The organism is Haladaptatus ordinarius (assembly GCF_054177595.1).
The window spans coordinates 1-16049 of sequence record NZ_JBPEHH010000087.1; the positions used below are offsets into that span (position 1 = coordinate 1).

At 62.2% G+C, this 16049-nt stretch carries 17 protein-coding genes; 10 read left to right on the forward strand and 7 right to left on the reverse strand.

The window, feature by feature from the left end:
• Nucleotides 1-178 precede the first annotated feature (178 nt).
• The 6 genes from hmgB to ACR3FF_RS21150 all read right to left on the reverse strand — a co-directional run bounded on the left by hmgB (nt 179) and on the right by ACR3FF_RS21150 (nt 5358).
• Nucleotides 179-1516 (reverse strand): hydroxymethylglutaryl-CoA synthase, encoded by a 1338-nt coding sequence (gene hmgB, locus ACR3FF_RS21125; RefSeq protein WP_458190111.1) that lies wholly within the window; start codon nt 1514-1516, stop codon nt 179-181.
• 69 nt (nt 1517-1585) lie between these two features.
• Nucleotides 1586-2263 (reverse strand): hypothetical protein, encoded by a 678-nt coding sequence (locus ACR3FF_RS21130; protein ID WP_458190112.1) that lies wholly within the window; start codon nt 2261-2263, stop codon nt 1586-1588.
• Nucleotides 2260-3342, reverse strand: coding sequence for a hypothetical protein (locus ACR3FF_RS21135; RefSeq protein ID WP_458190113.1), 1083 nt, complete (start codon nt 3340-3342; stop codon nt 2260-2262). Before ACR3FF_RS21135 ends, ACR3FF_RS21130 begins: the two co-directional genes overlap by 4 nt.
• Nucleotides 3343-3386: 44 nt before the next feature.
• Nucleotides 3387-3968, reverse strand: a complete 582-nt coding sequence (locus ACR3FF_RS21140) for a DUF2150 family protein (protein WP_458190115.1) — start codon at nt 3966-3968, stop codon at nt 3387-3389.
• Nucleotides 3969-4017: 49 nt separating this feature from the next.
• Nucleotides 4018-4866, reverse strand: a complete 849-nt coding sequence (locus ACR3FF_RS21145; RefSeq protein ID WP_458190116.1) for a TatD family hydrolase — start codon at nt 4864-4866, stop codon at nt 4018-4020.
• Between the two features lie 33 nt (nt 4867-4899).
• Entirely contained in the window at nt 4900-5358 is a 459-nt protein-coding gene (locus tag ACR3FF_RS21150) for an NYN domain-containing protein (RefSeq protein WP_458190117.1), read from the reverse strand.
• Nucleotides 5359-5602: 244 nt separating this feature from the next.
• Here ACR3FF_RS21150 and ACR3FF_RS21155 point away from each other — a divergent pair, with 244 nt between their 5' ends.
• The 3 genes from ACR3FF_RS21155 to ACR3FF_RS21165 all read left to right on the forward strand — a co-directional run bounded on the left by ACR3FF_RS21155 (nt 5603) and on the right by ACR3FF_RS21165 (nt 9262).
• The gene (locus tag ACR3FF_RS21155) at nt 5603-7171 is read left to right on the forward strand and encodes a S8 family peptidase (protein WP_458190118.1); all 1569 of its coding nucleotides are present in this window, start codon (nt 5603-5605) and stop codon (nt 7169-7171) included.
• A gap of 128 nt (nt 7172-7299) precedes the next feature.
• Nucleotides 7300-8991, forward strand: coding sequence for a Na+/H+ antiporter (locus tag ACR3FF_RS21160; RefSeq protein WP_458190119.1), 1692 nt, complete (start codon nt 7300-7302; stop codon nt 8989-8991).
• Between the two features lie 76 nt (nt 8992-9067).
• Entirely contained in the window at nt 9068-9262 is a 195-nt protein-coding gene (locus tag ACR3FF_RS21165) for a hypothetical protein (RefSeq protein WP_458190120.1), read from the forward strand.
• On the opposite strand, the gene ACR3FF_RS21170 is transcribed toward ACR3FF_RS21165, so the two are convergent.
• On the reverse strand, nt 9238-9690 hold the full coding sequence (locus ACR3FF_RS21170) for a hypothetical protein (protein WP_458190121.1): 453 nt from the start codon (nt 9688-9690) through the stop codon (nt 9238-9240). The two genes, ACR3FF_RS21165 and ACR3FF_RS21170, sit on opposite strands and share 25 nt — an antisense overlap.
• Nucleotides 9691-9753: 63 nt before the next feature.
• Here ACR3FF_RS21170 and ACR3FF_RS21175 point away from each other — a divergent pair, with 63 nt between their 5' ends.
• The 7 genes from ACR3FF_RS21175 (at nt 9754) to ACR3FF_RS21205 (ending at nt 15746) form a co-directional block, all read left to right on the forward strand.
• The gene (locus ACR3FF_RS21175) at nt 9754-9921 is read left to right on the forward strand and encodes a hypothetical protein (RefSeq protein WP_458190123.1); all 168 of its coding nucleotides are present in this window, start codon (nt 9754-9756) and stop codon (nt 9919-9921) included.
• 61 nt (nt 9922-9982) lie between these two features.
• Entirely contained in the window at nt 9983-11080 is a 1098-nt protein-coding gene (gene gcvT, locus ACR3FF_RS21180) for a glycine cleavage system aminomethyltransferase GcvT (protein WP_458190125.1), read from the forward strand.
• Nucleotides 11077-11460: a glycine cleavage system protein GcvH gene (gene gcvH, locus ACR3FF_RS21185; protein ID WP_458190127.1), complete on the forward strand. Its 384-nt coding sequence runs from the start codon at nt 11077-11079 to the stop codon at nt 11458-11460. The genes gcvT and gcvH overlap by 4 nt, the downstream gene beginning before the upstream one ends.
• Nucleotides 11457-12797 carry an aminomethyl-transferring glycine dehydrogenase subunit GcvPA gene (gene gcvPA, locus ACR3FF_RS21190; RefSeq protein WP_458190128.1) on the forward strand — a complete coding sequence of 447 codons (1341 nt, stop codon included), beginning with the start codon at nt 11457-11459 and terminating at the stop codon, nt 12795-12797. The genes gcvH and gcvPA overlap by 4 nt, the downstream gene beginning before the upstream one ends.
• Nucleotides 12794-14215, forward strand: coding sequence for an aminomethyl-transferring glycine dehydrogenase subunit GcvPB (gene gcvPB / locus ACR3FF_RS21195; RefSeq protein WP_458190129.1), 1422 nt, complete (start codon nt 12794-12796; stop codon nt 14213-14215). Before gcvPA ends, gcvPB begins: the two co-directional genes overlap by 4 nt.
• 67 nt (nt 14216-14282) lie before the next feature.
• Nucleotides 14283-15398: a PQQ-dependent sugar dehydrogenase gene (locus ACR3FF_RS21200; protein ID WP_458190130.1), complete on the forward strand. Its 1116-nt coding sequence runs from the start codon at nt 14283-14285 to the stop codon at nt 15396-15398.
• A gap of 132 nt (nt 15399-15530) precedes the next feature.
• Nucleotides 15531-15746: a hypothetical protein gene (locus ACR3FF_RS21205; RefSeq protein ID WP_458190131.1), complete on the forward strand. Its 216-nt coding sequence runs from the start codon at nt 15531-15533 to the stop codon at nt 15744-15746.
• Nucleotides 15747-16049: the final 303 nt, after the last annotated feature.

Consider the following 16049-nt stretch of genomic DNA (forward strand, 5'->3'; position numbering starts at 1 on the left):
GCGTGGACAAATTCACTGAACGCCCAAGAAACAGACATTGACTGGCGATTCACATCCGAAGATGCACGAATCAAACTACGCCGACTTTATCCTACAATTGATAGTTGACAATGCACTAGAACGCCATCGGGAAAACCGAACCGAAGTTCGACCGTTCGCTACGATACGACCGGTCCATCTATTCCACGTACTCGTAGGTTCGTTCGTCCATCTCCCCGCGCCCGACGAAGACGAACTCGTCTTCGGGTTCCGTGAAGTCGTCCAGTTCGACTCGCTTGTCGTGGTTGTGGCGGTCGTGAACGTTCTCGTACTCCTCGAAGGTGAGGTCGTGACGGGCGCGAATCTGGTCGTCGATGGAGAGTTGACCGATCTCCTCTCGCCATCCCTCCTGGACAGTCTCGGCGTGGATTTCCGCCTGCGCACCGCTGCCGTAGGAACCGACGAGCAGTTGTTTCCCCGTCACGTCGATGTCGTTCTCGGCGGCGTACTTGAGTGCCGAGGCGCGAGCGATGTGTACCGACCCGGTGTACCAGTTGCCGACCTCACGCGCGATGGTGAGCGTCGGGTCGATGGTGTTCGCGTACCACTCGCGGTACTGGTCGGTGGACTTCAAGTCGTCCATGTACGCCCGGATGGCCTCCTCGTAGGCCTCGCGGTCGTCGTACTCGGACTCGCGGGGCTGGCGACCAATTTCCTCGGCCAGTTCGTCTTCGACGTCGGTGGAACGAATCATGTGCCGGTAGCCGAGGAGACCCGCCTTGCGCACCATGCCGGGGAACGGCGTGTGGAAGGGGATGTACTCGTAGTCGTCGGGATGGGTGTCGCCCGCGACGCTCTCGAAGTCCTCCAGTGCCTCGCGCATCCGGGCGAGGTAGACCTGCATCGACCGTTTGCCGTCCACGCTGGGGAACTGCTGGTTGGGCTTCAGGAAGTCCGTCTCGTCGGCGCTCCCGTACCCCTGTTCCGTCGAGAGTTCCACCAGACGGGGGTCTTCGCTGATGAGCATGGCGACCGCACCGGCACCCTGTGTCGCCTCGCCGGGGTCACCGCGTGCGTAGAGCGCCGTGTCAGTGGCGATGACGAGCGCGCTTCGTCCGCGATTTCGGCCCGCTTTGATCCAGTTGTAGGCGTCGTCGAGACTCTGTGTGCCCGCGATGCAGGCGAACTTGCGCTCGCCTTTGTTCGCGTGGTGGAAGTCGCTGTCGTACACCTGTTCGAGACACCCCGCGATGTACGTCGAGACTGGCTTGGAGTTGTCGAACGCGCTCTCGGTTGCCACGTCGATGCGCCCGATGTCGTCGGGAGTCAGCCCCTCGCGCTCCATGAGCCGATAGGCCGCGTTCGCGCCCATCGTCACGATGTCCTCGTGTGCGTCCGGGAACGAACTCGCGTACAGGCCCAGGCCCTTCGTGTACTTGTCCGGGTCTTCGTCTTTGACCGGAGCGAACGTCTCCGGAAGGTCGAGTTTTAGCTTCCCAGTCCAGATTTCGATGGCATCGATACCGACGGCAGTCATTCTTGCCCCCACCTTGCATAACATGATATAAGGGTTTGTCGATGAGAGTATCGACAGTCGTCGAAGCGGTCAGTACGGCTCCCTGGCGGTGAACTCGAACGTCTTCGATGAACCGTCGGCGAAGTGAACGGTCACGACCATCTCCTTGCCGGACATGGGTTCTGCATTCCCGTTGTTCTTCTTGAACTCGTAGACGTACACCGTCGCCTCCGAACCACCAACCACCGTCGCGGGTTCGGTGAGCGTCTCCTTGGTCCCTAACTGGTAGTGGTTCGTTCCTGGGTCGTTGCAGTTCGAACAGTCCATCTCCAACCACCCGTCGTCGCTCGCGTCGACGCAGACCTCGTGTTGCCCGTCGGACCCCTCGCCGCCGTTCGTTTCGCTGACGTACTTCGCCGAGCTGTCTTTGTTCGCATCCACGGTGATGCCGGTCACAGTCACGTCCCGTTCACCGGTATTGATGAACGAGAACTGAACACCAGTCGTCTGACCGCCGTTCGCTTTCGCCACTCCACTCGCGTCGACGTACTCTACGTCCGCGGCGGAGCCACCACTCCCGCCGTTTCCGTCGCCGTTCCGATCGACTGCGACGAGCGAGAACGCGAGCGTCTCCTTTCGTTCCGCGTCGAACGGACCGTCTGCTGGCGGAGCGTCGTCGATGCTGGCCCGGACTTCGACGTCGTCGGTTCCCGAGACGGATTCGAGGTGGTAGGTGACGGTCGCTCGTCCGTCTGTGCCGGTCGTCACCTGCGCGCGGTCTGGCCGCTCGTCGTCCCATCGTCGAGTTCGTGTTCCGTCGTCGCGTTCGCATCGGCGAGCGTGAAGTTCACGGTCGCACCCGAGATGGGGTTGTTGTATCGGTCTCTCACTTCGACCGTCACCTGTCGGCGGCCGCCGACGCCGACGCTCGTCCCGTCGCCGGAGACTCTCGTGACGTAGTGTGACCCCACGCTCGTCGCTCCCGTCCCGACACTCACGTCCGCCATCCGAAGGTCGGACGTCACGGCCTGTCCGTCCCGCTCGGCCACCAGTTCCAGCACGAGGAACCCGTCCTCGGTCACGGAGATGGATGCGACGTAGCCACCGTTTTCCGCTCGCTGGTCTTCGAGTAGGCGCGTCCACTGCTCCTCGCCGAGGCCGGTCGGCACGCGAATCGTCACGTTGCCGCTCCCGTTGGACCGAACCGGAACCGACCGCGTCACCGCAGTCGAGGGACTGACGGCGTGCGGGTCGAGGCTCATCGTCCCCGTTCGAGACTGCGACAGCGACCCATCGAGGGTGACGAGGGTGATGGTCCGTCCGTTGACGAGCTGTTGGTCGGTCAGCGTCGCCTTTCCGTCGTCGGCCCGATTGTAGACGATGGAGTTCTCGTAGACGGTGTCGGGGGCGTTGTCGTACTGGTGATAGCCTGGTTTGTACGCGAGCGAGCGCGTGGCGAACGAGAGATTCGTCCGACCGCTGTCCCAGTAGTCGGCCGTCTCGGGCGCGCGTGCAGTGACGTTCTCGACGCGCACCGTTCCCAACGGGGTCGTCCGTAGCGTCCCCGACGCTGGCGGTGGATTGACGAAGAACACACGCTCCGGATACTGGCTCACGAGCGTCACGGACGACTGTTGGTCGGTGCCGGTCGCGCCCGTCCGGAGAATCGAATTTCGTGCGTCGTGTATCTGACCCTGTAATCGCTCGCTGTGATGGAACTCCACCTCCGCGTTCTGGTTCGGAACCGCGGTCGCCTGATACAGCGACATCGCCACTACGAGTGTGGCGAACAAGAGAATCGTCCCCACCTGCACCGTTACCCCACGGTCGTCCGCCCATAATATCATGAATTGAACAGAAACAGGACGAGAATAAAAACCTTCGTGCTCGCTTACTCGTCGTCTTCCTCGACCACTTCTGGGTCACTCATCGCACTCTGGAGGCTATCGAGGCCGTTTACCCACTCCGTGACGAGTCCGTACTCCAGTTCTTCGGTCACGGTCATATCGAGTTCTTCACCCGCGATGATGCGCGTTCCGCCTGCCGCGACGAGACCGAGCGCCGAATCGAGGTCTTCCGCCGCTTCGGCTTTCGACGCTTCGACGACGTACTCTTCGATGGTCGCATCTTCGGCAGGACCACGGGCCACGTACTCTTCGGAGGCGTAGAACACACAGAGGAGACTCGTCTGAACGCCGTCGATGAGCATCGCTTTCTCTTCGTCGTCGAACTCGACTTCCCCGAGCACGATTTCGCGGATGTCGGCGAGTTCGGCGAGTGCCGTCTCCTCGTCTACGTCCTCGTCGTCGTACGCGGTGACGATTTTGGCGACCGCGATGGCGACGTCGTCCTGTAGATTGAGGAGCAGGCGTGCCGAATCCTCGTCCTCGGGGTCGATGTCTTCGTCTCTAATTCTGTCCAACCAGTTTTGCCAGCGTTCTTCGGAGTAGAACTCCTCTGGGGGCGCGCTCATATCTCTCTCGTGCGTAGCACGATAAATAGGCCTTTCCTTCGGTCCCGGGCTATCTCGACAGTGTATCTGCCGTATTCAGTCCGTAGACGCGTGCTGGCGTCGAAACGTGAGCGATTCGAATCGCCTCGTCGTATCCCTGGTTTTGCATCCACTTGACGCGACGGGGTACCGTCTTCGGCCCTAACACCGCGCCGGGTCGGTCGGGGTCGTCGACGAAATCGGTCTCCATCAAGAACGGCTCGCCACGCTCGGCGGCGACTTCGAGTCGGTCTTTCTCGCTCATCACGCTCGGTGTCACGCCGGCCAGTTTCCCCCCGGCGTAGTGTTTGACGACGCGCTCCGGCGAGAGTCCCGCGTCGTCGGCCCACTCCGCAACCGCCGTGAGGTCGTCGGTCGCTTCGGTGTGCAGTTGGACGGCACAGTCCGTCGCAGCGCCGAGTTCGAGTGCACGCCGGAGGACGGCGTTCGACGCCTCCCACACGTCGTCGGGGACGTCGTAGTGGGGCCGTCCCGATTTCAGGGCGACGGCGGAATCGTCCGCGACGTACTCGCTCGCAACGTCGAGTCCGGCCTGCATCAGGTCACGCGCGTCCGCCGGTGTGTACCCGCGGTCGTCCACGAGTTTCGAGACGAGTCCGGGGTGGACGCCGAGGACGGGCCACGCTCTCCCAGGAAGAATTTTGTTCGCGCGCGCGACCACGTCGATAGTCGTCTCGAACACGGGTCGGAAGTCGTCGCCCGACTCGGCTTCGACGCCGAGCAACCACGATGGCTTGTTGACGACGAGCAAGTGCGTGCCGCCGCTCCGGGCGAAATCTTTGACCGCTTCGATGCCGCGCCCGTGCTCCGGGTCGAGGTGGAGGTGATTGTCGAGAACCGGCGTGCCGAGGTTGTCCATGTGCGACCAATCGAGCCCCGAGAAAAATAACGCCTACTCTTCGATGACGAACGCTTCGTGGGCTGCGTTCTGTAACGCGTCGGAGCGTCCGTACTCGCCGGGTGCGATAGCGACCGTTCGGACGCCGTTGCGCGCCGCCTTTTCGAGGACGGGCTTGAAATCGGTGTCTCGCGAGGCGATTGCGAGGACGTCGACCCCGTCTTCCAGTGCGAGTTCGGTCGCGTCGATGGCGAGTTTCACGTCCACGTCACCACTCGTCGTCACCACCTCGAATCCACGCGCTTCCGCGGCCTGTATCAGTCCCGGCGTGGCGTGTTCGTCCAGGTAGAGCCGCGAGACGACGAGCTGGCCGAGTTGCGTTCCTGCCGTGCGAACGTCGTCCAGGTCGACGTCGAACTCGTCACGGAGCACGTTCGGTCCATCGACGAACAGCGCGACAGTTCGGTCGACGTCGCGTTCACCGCCGAGGAGCGACCGCAAGCCGCCGGTCATACACCGGAATAAACGACACCCGGACATAGCCGTGGCGATTCGCTCGTCCGTAGTAGGTCTCCGTTCTTCGCACCGCATTTATCCGGACGCGACCGAATGGACGACGAATCGTTCCACAATTGAAAATATAAGAAATATATTAAGACACAACACAGTCGTTTTTAATTATTGGTTCGGCATTACATATTTCTCTATATCTATAGATAAAATTTAAATGTGTCCAAGTGGTTGTTTAATCCGCTGCATGGCAGACGACAACACATCGCGGTTCGACCGACGTACATTTCTGAAAGCAACTGGTGCGGCCGGTGCTGCGGCAGCACTCGGCGGCGTCACGGCTGCAACCCCCGGCCGAACCCCCGGTTCGAAAGAAGACGAGGTGCTCGTGGGTGTTTCGGCTGGACAGGGCGACATCGAGCAGAAAGTCGCCCAGCACGTACCCGACGACGCCGAAATCGTCCACAAGAACGAGAACCTGCGCTACGTCGCAGTCAAATTCAAAGGAAACGAGACGGCACGAGGGAAGTTCATCGACGCTGTCTCGAAGAAAGACGGCATCAAATACGCCGAGAAGAACGCGACGTACACGACGCAACTGACGCCGAACGACCCACAGTTCGGGAGCCAGTACGCGCCCCAGCAGGTCGGCTCCGATCAGGCGTGGGATACGACGCTCGGCTCGTCGAACGTAACCATCGCCGTGGTCGACACGGGAGCGCAGTACGACCACCCGGACCTCGCGGGCAACTACAAATCCGACCCCGGGTACGACTTCGTCGACAGCGATTCCGACCCGTATCCGGACGTTCCGCAGGACGAGTACCACGCGACGCACGTCTCGGGCTGTGCCGCAGCAGTCGTCGACAACGGCACGGGCGTTGCAGGCCAGGGTAACTCCTCGCTCATCAACGGCCGTGCACTCGACGAGAACGGCAGCGGTTCCACGTCCGACATCGCCGACGCTGTCGAATGGGCGACTGAACAGGGTGCGGACATCATCAACATGTCCCTCGGCGGCGGTGGCTACACCAGCACGATGAAAAACGCCGTCTCGTACGCACAGGACAACGGCGTCCTCACCATCTGTGCTGCTGGTAACGACGGCAGCGGTAGCGTCTCCTATCCGGCGGCCTACAGCGAGTGTATGGCTATCTCTGCGGTGGACGACAGCGAAAATCTCGCGTCGTTCTCGCAGTACGGCAGCAGCGTCGAACTCTGTGCCCCCGGTGTCAACGTGCTCTCGACGACCACCGAGACGCGCGGCTCCTACGAAGAGCTCTCGGGCACGTCGATGGCGACGCCCGTCACCTCCGGCGTGGCCGGGCTGACGCTCGCCAAGTGGAGTCTCACCAACTCCGAACTCCGCAGTCACCTCAAGAACACGGCAGAGGACATCGGTCTCTCCTCGGACGAACAGGGGAGCGGCCAGGTCGACGCCTACGCGGCGGTCACGACCGACCCGTCCGGCGGTGGTGGCGGCGGCGGTGGCGGTGATTCGACCACCACGACGGTCAGCGACTCGCTGTCGAGTTACGCCGACTACGACGACTGGACGTGGGCGTGGGAGTACAGCGACCCGTCGCAGATAGTCGTCGAACTCAGCGGGCCGAGCGACGCCGACTTCGACCTCTACATCAACGAGGGTACGACGACCAACGCGAGTCCGAGCAACTACGACTACGCTTCGAGGAGCACGGACAGTCAGGAATCGATTACCATCGACAACCCCGACACGTCGACGGACCTGCAGATAGACGTCGACTCCTACAGCGGTTCGGGAAGCTACGACCTGACCATCACCGAGTACCAGTAAGGACGAGGAATCGACCGGCTCCATTTTTCCCCGATTCGGGAACGTGACGGCGTGTTCGGCAGACGGTGGCTCCGAAAACAGCATTCGAACTACACGGCTTTATCCGTCGTCAAGACAAACCGTCGCCCATGGCCGAGACGGGAATCACAACTGGACTCATCAATCTGCTCGCCGTCTTCATCATCGCCGGCGGCGTCGGAATCTTCGTCGCCAAAGTTGGACGGTTTCCGTACACCATCGCCCTCCTGCTCGCGGGAATCGCCGTCTCGATTCTGGGAATCGACATCGACATCACACTGACACACGACCTCATCCTGCTCGTTCTCCTGCCGCCGCTCCTGTTCGAAGGGGCGGCGACGACGGACCTCGAACGCTTCCGCGAGAACATCGTCCCGATTCTAACGCTCGCCGTACCCGGACTCATCGTCTCTATCCTCGTTCTCGGGTGGCTCGGCAGCTACGCCTTCGGCTATCCCATCCTCCTCGCCTTGCTCTTTGCCGCCATGGTCTTGCCGACCGACCCCGTCTCGGTGCTGGCGCTGTTCGAAGAACTCGGCGCACCGGACCGACTGTCGGTGCTCGTCGAAGGCGAGAGTCTAATAAACGACGGCGTCGGCGTCGTCGTCTTCTCGACGCTGTTCGGACTGGTCGTCACGTCACAGGAACAGAACATCGAACTCTCGGAACTTATCACGCCGCAGGTCGTCGGCGACGCGGGGGTCGACATTGTCGCCGCCAGCCTCGGTGGACTCATCGTCGGTCTCGCCACGGGATATGCCATCTATCGCGTGATGGTCAATCTTGACGAGCACATGACCGAAATCGTGCTCACGCTTATTCTCGCGTACGGTAGCTTCCTGCTCGCCGAACACTACCTCCACGTCAGCGGTGTCATCGCCACCGTCACCGCGGGACTGTTCATCGGCAACCAGGGTGCGGAGTACGCGATGAGTCCGCAGACGAAGATATCCATCTTCAACACGTGGGAGACCGGCGCGTTCCTCGTCAACACGCTCATCTTCGTGCTCATCGGTGCGAAGACGCCCATCGCACAGATACTCGACAACTGGCAACTCATCGCCATCGCCATCGTCCTCACCCTGCTCGTCCGTGCGCTCGTCGTCTATCCCTTCACGGGCATCGTCAACCGATTCAGCAACCGAAACGTGCCGCTCTCCTACCAGCACGTGATGGTCTGGGGTGGACTCCACGCTTCGATTCCCATCGCACTGGTGCTCGGTCTCCCGAGCGACTTCCCGCGCGTGGTAGAACTTCGGGCGATGGTGTTCGGCGTCGCTGGCTTCAGTCTCGTCGTCCAGGGGTTGACGATGAACAACCTGCTCGACCGCCTCGGCGTCGTCACGCGCTCGGAGGCCGAAGAGCTCTACGAACTCCTCCTCGGGCGTGCACGGGCGGTAGACTCCGCGCTCGAAGCCGCGGAACGACTGCACAATCGAGGCGACCTTCCCGGCGGCGTGTACGAGGATTTCCACGGGGAGTACGAGCGCGAGAAAAAAGATTTGAACGAAGCAATCTCTCACATTCTCAGCGAGAACCCCGACCTGCGCCGGGAAGAACTGCTCGTCGGTGAGCGTCGCGTACTGAAACAGGAAAAGAGCGCCATCATGAGTGCGATGCGCTCGGGCGTCATCAGCGACGACGTCGGCGAGAAGTTACTGGGAGAAGTCGACCTCAAACTGAACCGCGTGGACACGGGCGAGAGCACCGTCCGCAGCGACCCCGACAGAGAGGGATACGAGGAGTTCTGGCGCACGCGCCTCGACGAGTACGGTCTCGACACGTCGGTCGGCGACGACTGACCCGAACGTTCAAATACCGAACCGGAACCACTCTGTCTCGACCGACGACGTGAACGCACCGGTCGGTCTGATGCCAATGACCTGTAAGAACTGTGGACACACGGACTCGTTCGTCTTGCTCGTCGATATCGCTGCTCGCATCTCGGAGGCGGAGAGGACGCCGCTCGACTGGTCGCTGGCCGTCCAGTGTCCGACCTGTGCGAGCACCGACGTCACTGTCGACTCGACCGATCTCCTCGCACGGGGTCAGGACTCGACGACGTGGTCGTAGAGCGCGTCGTTCGCCGGTGTCGTGGCCTCCGTCCACGTCACTAGCGTCGCCTCGACCGCCTCGGCGGCGCGCGTCAGTCGCGCTTCGAGTGGCCCGACCAGAAGCGGGCACCGACAATCGACGAGTCGTGCGTGGTGTCGAAACCACACACCCTCGGGAGGCCGTTCGGAGAGCGCCTGCTCCGTGTACTCGAGAGCGTCGTGGAGGGCAACCGTTCCGAACCGGCGTCTCGTTCGCCCGTCCGCCGTCGGTACCGACACGTACAGCGGGAGGTTCCAGGAGTCGCCAACGAACGTCGCCACCGCACCCGCGTCGAACGTCAGGATGTCTCCACTCGGACGAGTAGGTGCGGACCGACCACGAACGAGGACGCTTCCAGCATCGGCGTCGTGCAATCGCTGGACGAACTCCGGCGTCGATGTAGTCATTTGTGACTATAGAGTCGAAATAGCTAAGAATCCATAACAGTACCGATTGTGATGGGGGGATAGATGGCTTCAGAACAGATACTCGGGACGACGACCGTGACCCAGCGATGGCGAATCAGCCTCATCAAAGCCGTTCGCGAGGAGTTCGCCGAAGCAGGCGAACCAGTCGAAGAGGGCGACCGACTCGTGTTCAAAAAGCGCGACGGACAGATAGTCGTCGAACCGGCCTGAATATCGACATCGCGCGAGGAAGAAAACAAAGCATTACTTGCCTCGCTTCGACGGGACAGATATGCCCCTTCGGAAACCGCCGTTGCGCGACCGACACGACGAGCGGGGCGCGACGTTCACCGAGTTCGGTGGGTGGGACATGCCCGTCGAATTCGATTCGATAAAAGAAGAACACCAGAGCGTTCGAGAGTCCGCCGGCATCTTCGACGTCTCTCACATGGGAGAGATAGAAGTGTGCGGGCCGGACGCCGAACGACTCATGCAACGTTTGACGACAAACGACGTGACGCGACTCGGGCCGGGTGACTCCCAGTACGCGATGATAACCGACGAAGACGGCACCATCATCGACGACACCGTCGTCTACCGGCTTCCGGAAGACGACAACGCTTCGTTCCTGTTCGTCCCGAACGCCGGTCACGACGAACAGATGCACGACCGCTGGAAACGATTCCGGAACGAGTGGGAACTCGACGCGGAGATTCGGAACGCGACCGACGACTACGCGATGTTCGCGGTCCAGGGACCGGACGCCACCGACATCGTCAGGGATGCGGTCGGCGAGTCCATCACCGACCTCTCGAAGTTCGAGGCGAAATACGACACCGTCGAGGGCGTTCAGTGCTGGATTGCACGAACCGGCTACACGGGCGAGGACGGCTTCGAACTCATCTGTCCATGGAGTGACGCGGAGACCGTCTGGGACGCCTTCGAGTGTCAGCCCTGTGGTCTCGGCGCGCGCGACACGCTCCGCACCGAGATGGGATTCCTGCTGTCGGGGCAGGACTTCGACCACGAGAACGACCCGCGAAACCCCTACGAGGCACGGGTCGGCTTCACCGTGAAACTCGACACCGAATTCGTCGGGCGCGACGCGCTCGAACGAGTGAAGGAGGAGGGCGTCGAAGAGACGTTCGTCGGGATAAAACTCATCGACAGAGGCGTCCCCCGCCACGGTTACGACATCACCAACACGAAAGACACTATCATCGGAACCGTCACGAGCGGGACGATGAGTCCGACCCTCGGCGAACCCATCGGTCTGGGCTACGTCCCGACCGACTACGCCGACCCGGGGACCGTCGTCCGCGTGATGGTGCGAGGACAGTCGAAAAAAGCAAAGATTGAGAGCACACCGTTTCTGAAAGACAAACAATGAGCTTCGAAGTACCTGAAGACCGGAACTACCTTGAATCGCACGAGTGGGTCGAAGTGACCGACGGAACCGCCCGAATCGGCATCTCCGATTTCGCACAGGACGAACTGGGCGACATCGTCTTCATCGAACTTCCCGAGAAGGGAGAGGACATAGAACGGGGCGACGAGTTCGGCGTCGTCGAGAGCATCAAAGCGGTTTCCGACCTCTACTCGCCCGTTTCGGGCACTGTCACGGCGGTCAACGACGAACTGGAGAGCACTCCCGAACTCGTCAACGAAGACCCCTTCGGCGACGGTTGGATGCTCGAACTCGAACTGTCCGACGAGAGCGACCTCGACGAACTACTGTCCGCAGAGGAGTACCGCAAACAAATCGAATGAGTGGAGGCAACGCGAGCGAGGGCAGTCCGTACGCCCCTCACACGGCAGACGAGACTCGAGCGATGCTCGATGCGGTCGGAGTCGAGAGCGTCGAGGACCTCTTCGACATCCCGGAACCGGTCCGGTTCGACGGCGAGTTCGGCATCGAGAAACGATCGGAACAGGCAACCCGCCGCGAGATACGACGAACCCTCGGCAAGAACCGAACGCTGACGGAGTTTCTCGGTCGGGGTCACTACGACCACTACGTTCCGTCGCTGGTCGACCACCTCGCAGACCGGTCGGAGTTCCTGACGTCGTACACGCAGTACCAACCGGAAGTCACACAGGGGTTCTTGCAAGCCCTGTTCGAGTACCAGTCGATGCTGGTCGAGTTGACCGGTCTCGAAATCGCCAACGCCTCGATGTACGACCACGCGACGGCGCTGGCGGAGGCGGCACTGCTGGCTGCCCGCGTCCGGAAGACGAGCGGGAATCGAGTGCTCGTCCCCGACAACCTATTGGCCGAGCGAAAGAGCGTCCTCGAAAACTACACCGACGGGCCGGGACTCGTCGTCGAAGAGTACGCCACTGACGACGCGAACGCGGACGTGGCCGCACTCGAAGAGGCCATAGACGAAGACGTCGTGATGGTGTACGCCGAGAACCCGACGACCAGAGGAACCATCGAAGAGAACCTCACGGAGATCGGTGACGTCGCACACGACTCCGACGCGCTGTTCTGTCTCGGCTCCGACCCCGTCGCCCTCTCGCTGTTACAGGAACCCGCGTCGGTCGGTGCGGACGTGGTCGTGGGTGACGCAGCGACCCTCGGCCTGCCGACGAGTTACGGGATGGGCCTCGGACTGTTCGCCACGCGCGAGGAGTACGTCCGACAGGTCCCCGGCAGGTTGGTCGGCGTGAGCGAAGACGACAGCGACAATCGAGCGTTCACGCTCACGCTCCAGACGCGCGAACAGCACATCCGCCGGGAACGTGCGACGAGCAACATCTGCACGAATCAGGCGTGGGTCGCCCTGCGAACCGCGATGCACGTCGCCTATCTCGGTGCGTCCGGACTGGTGGAGTTGGCCGAAAACTGTGTCACGCAGGCCCGCGACCTCGCGGAGCGACTGGACGACATCAGCGGTGTCCAGGCCCCGGTGCACGACCGACACCACTTCCGTGAGTTCGTGGCACACACCGACCAGCCCGCACCGCCAATCGTCGCCGACCTGGAAGAGCGCGGGTTCGCCGTCCACGAGGTCGGCGAACATCAAGTGCAGGTCTGCGTAACGGACGTAAACGAGCACAAGACAGACGAACTGGTCACGATGTTCGAGGAGGTAGCACGATGATTTACACGCAAGCGAAGTGGGAACGGGAGGAAGCGGACCTCTACGAACCGCTCCTCTCGGAGAAAGACGGAACCGAAATCGCCGTCGACTCGTCGCTTCCCGACGAGTTGACCCGTGACTCCCTCGAACTGCCCGAGCTCTCGGAACCCGAACTGGCGCGCCACTACACGCGACTCAGCCAGATGAACTACGGCATCGACAGCGGTCCGTACCCCCTCGGGTCCTGTACGATGAAGTACAATCCCAAGTTCACCGAGGACGTGGCCACACTCCCCGGCGCGAGCGTCCACCCGGACCGTCCCGAGGAGTCGGTGCAGGGCACGCTCGAACTCATGCACGGTCTCCAGGACTATCTCGCTCGAATCGGCGGGATGGACGCCGTGAGTCTCCAGCCCCCTGCAGGCGCGGCGGGCGAGTTCACGGGCATCCTCGTCGCCAAAGCGTTCCACGACGCGAACGGCGAGGGCGACCAGCGCGACGAAATCATCGTCCCGGATAGCGCCCACGGTACCAACCCCGCCAGTGCGGCACTGGGCGGGTACGACGTGGTCGAACTCCCGAGCGCGGACGACGGACGCGTCGACCTTGACGCACTCGAAGCCGCCGTCGGCGAGAACACCGCGTTGTTCATGCTCACGAACCCGAACACGCTCGGGTTGTTCGAACGCGATATCGAAGAGATAGCGAACGTCGTCCACGAGGCAGGCGGTCTCCTCTACTACGACGGGGCCAACCTGAACGCCCTGCTCGGACGCGCTCGCCCCGGCGACATGGGCTTCGACATCATGCACTACAACGTCCACAAGACGTTCGCCACGCCCCACGGCGGCGGCGGCCCCGGTGCAGGCCCGGTCGGCGTGGTCGAGAAACTGGCCGAGTTCCTGCCCGCCCCGCGCGTGAAGAAGATGAACGGAACCTACGAGCGATTCGACCCCGAGCAGACCATCGGCAAGGTGCACGGGTTCGAGGGCAACTGGCTCGTGCTCGTCAAGACGTTCGCGTACATCGCTCGTCTCGGTGACGACGGGCTCTCGGACGCCAGCGCGAAGGCCGTGCTCAACGCGAACTACCTCGCATCGCAAATCGAATACGACGTTCCGTTCAGCCCGTTCCACCACGAGTTCGTCGCCAGCGCAGGCGACCAAGACGCCGCGGACGTGGCAAAACGGATGCTCGATTACGGCGTCCACCCACCGACGACGAAGTGGCCTGAAATCGTCTCGGAGGCGCTGATGACCGAACCGACCGAAATCGAGAACCGCGAGACGTTAGACCAGCTCGCAGGGGCGTTCAACGCGGTCGCCGACGAAGACGACGAGACGCTCGAAGCCGCACCCCGCCGCACGACTGCGAGGCGAATCGACCAGGCGAGTGCCGCACGCAACCTGCGACTCTCGTGGCAGTCGTTGGACGAATAACTGCTCCGCTCGCTTTCTCTCCCGCCGAACGCTTATCCGTCGCCCTGTAGAAACGGCTGGCGGGAAAATGAGACGAACGACGGACACGGGGGGCGTTTCCAGACGCACGTTTTTACGGAGCGTGACCGTCGGAGCGGCCGCGCTCTCCAGCACGACGACTGTAAACCGTGGCCGAGCATCTCGCCCACCAGTGATACCGGAGGGCGCTACTGTCGGCCTCCGGAAGGTGGCAGACGAGCCACTGACACAGCCGGTCGGGTTCGAAGCGGGAGGGGGAACCGACCGCCGGTACGTCGTCGACCAGGTCGGGCGAATCTATCGTCTCACGTCGAACGGCGTGGCAGGCGAACCGTTTCTCGACCTGCGTGAGCGACTGACGATGCAACTGGACTCCACCGACGAGCGGGGACTGCTCGGGCTCGCACTTCACCCGGAGTTTCGAACTAACCGGCGGTTTTTCGTCCGGTACAGCGCGCCGCCGCGACCGTCGACGCCGCCCAGATACGCCCACACGGCCGTCCTCTCCGAGTTCCGAGTGGACGATGACTTCCGAACTGCCGACCCGGACTCCGAGCGGACGATTCTGGAGGTGCCACAACCGCAGGCGAACCACAACGCGGGGTACCTCGCGTTCGGCCCCGACGGCTACCTCTACGTTCCGCTCGGCGACGGTGGCGGCGCAGACGACACCGGGCGCGGTCACGCGAGCGACTGGTATTCGCGCAATCGTGGCGGCAACGGACAGGACGTGACCGAGAACCTGCTGGGGAGTATCCTCCGAATCGACGTGGACGACCGGGATGGTGAAAAATCGTACGCCGTTCCGGACGAGAATCCCCTCGTCGGCACGAACGGCCGAGACGAGCTATGGGTGTGGGGCTTTCGCAATCCGTGGCGGATATCGTTCGACGACGACGACCTCTTCGTCGCGGACGTCGGCCAGTTGCGGTTCGAAGAGGTGAATCTGGTTCGAAAGGGAGGTAACTACGGGTGGAACGTCAGGGAGGGAACGCACTGCTTCGACGCGCGAAAACCGAGGCGGTCACCGAAGCGGTGTCCCGACACCGCATCCGGACGAGCACTACACGACGGAACCACGCTGACAGGGCCCATCATCGAGTATCCACATCGGAGTCGTGGCCGGTCGGTCGGACTCGCCGTCATCGGCGGACACGTGTATTGAGGTTCCGCGGTTTCCGAACTCGACGGGGCGTACGTCTTCGGCGACTGGAGTCGGTCGTTTCGCTCTCCGCGCGGGCGACTGTTCGTCGCTCGTCCACCGGCAGACGGGGACGGACCGTGGACGATTCGTGAGTTGGTCGTTAGGGGTGGCGAAAACGGGGAAATCAATCGGTTCGTTCTCTCGTTCGGCGTTGGACAGGACGGCGAACTGCACGTCCTGACGAGCCAAACCGGCAGCGTGCGCGGTAGTGGTTCCGTCTTCGAACTCGTACCACCGGATGACGGCGAGCGTCTCTCCGCGCCCGACGGGGAGACGACGACCACGGCGGTGGGAACCACGACCTCGTGACAGAAATCACGACCACGACCAGCGAGATGGAACCGACCACGACGGAATCGAGGAGAAACGACCAGTAGCGGCAAGTCCGGGGCACGCCCACCGAACCACTGGAATTTCACGTTTCCGGGATGTAGAGCGTCTACAAACGAATATCGTCGGAATCAAACGCAATCTGAGGAGTAATCGGGGACGTTCTCTCGATCAATCGCTCGCTGGTTGGAAAAGGTGCCTCGATTGGAGGACAACAGCCGAACTCACGTGCAGAACGCGAGTCCTGCGGCTTGCCGCAGGCGAGCGCGAGGAGAGTGTTTC

Bases quoted from the DNA above. Each gene is read 5' to 3' on its own strand.
- hmgB (WP_458190111.1), bottom strand. From the start codon at position 1,516: ATGACTGCCGTCGGTATCGATGCCATCGAAATCTGGACTGGGAAGCTA.
- ACR3FF_RS21135 (WP_458190113.1), bottom strand. From the start codon at position 3,342: ATGATATTATGGGCGGACGACCGTGGGGTAACGGTGCAGGTGGGGACG.
- ACR3FF_RS21140 (WP_458190115.1), bottom strand. From the start codon at position 3,968: ATGAGCGCGCCCCCAGAGGAGTTCTACTCCGAAGAACGCTGGCAAAAC.
- ACR3FF_RS21145 (WP_458190116.1), bottom strand. From the start codon at position 4,866: ATGGACAACCTCGGCACGCCGGTTCTCGACAATCACCTCCACCTCGAC.
- ACR3FF_RS21150 (WP_458190117.1), bottom strand. From the start codon at position 5,358: ATGACCGGCGGCTTGCGGTCGCTCCTCGGCGGTGAACGCGACGTCGAC.
- ACR3FF_RS21155 (WP_458190118.1), top strand. From the start codon at position 5,603: ATGGCAGACGACAACACATCGCGGTTCGACCGACGTACATTTCTGAAA.
- ACR3FF_RS21160 (WP_458190119.1), top strand. From the start codon at position 7,300: ATGGCCGAGACGGGAATCACAACTGGACTCATCAATCTGCTCGCCGTC.
- ACR3FF_RS21165 (WP_458190120.1), top strand. From the start codon at position 9,068: ATGACCTGTAAGAACTGTGGACACACGGACTCGTTCGTCTTGCTCGTC.
- ACR3FF_RS21170 (WP_458190121.1), bottom strand. From the start codon at position 9,690: ATGACTACATCGACGCCGGAGTTCGTCCAGCGATTGCACGACGCCGAT.
- ACR3FF_RS21175 (WP_458190123.1), top strand. From the start codon at position 9,754: ATGGCTTCAGAACAGATACTCGGGACGACGACCGTGACCCAGCGATGG.
- gcvT (WP_458190125.1), top strand. From the start codon at position 9,983: ATGCCCCTTCGGAAACCGCCGTTGCGCGACCGACACGACGAGCGGGGC.
- gcvH (WP_458190127.1), top strand. From the start codon at position 11,077: ATGAGCTTCGAAGTACCTGAAGACCGGAACTACCTTGAATCGCACGAG.
- gcvPA (WP_458190128.1), top strand. From the start codon at position 11,457: ATGAGTGGAGGCAACGCGAGCGAGGGCAGTCCGTACGCCCCTCACACG.
- gcvPB (WP_458190129.1), top strand. From the start codon at position 12,794: ATGATTTACACGCAAGCGAAGTGGGAACGGGAGGAAGCGGACCTCTAC.
- ACR3FF_RS21200 (WP_458190130.1), top strand. From the start codon at position 14,283: ATGAGACGAACGACGGACACGGGGGGCGTTTCCAGACGCACGTTTTTA.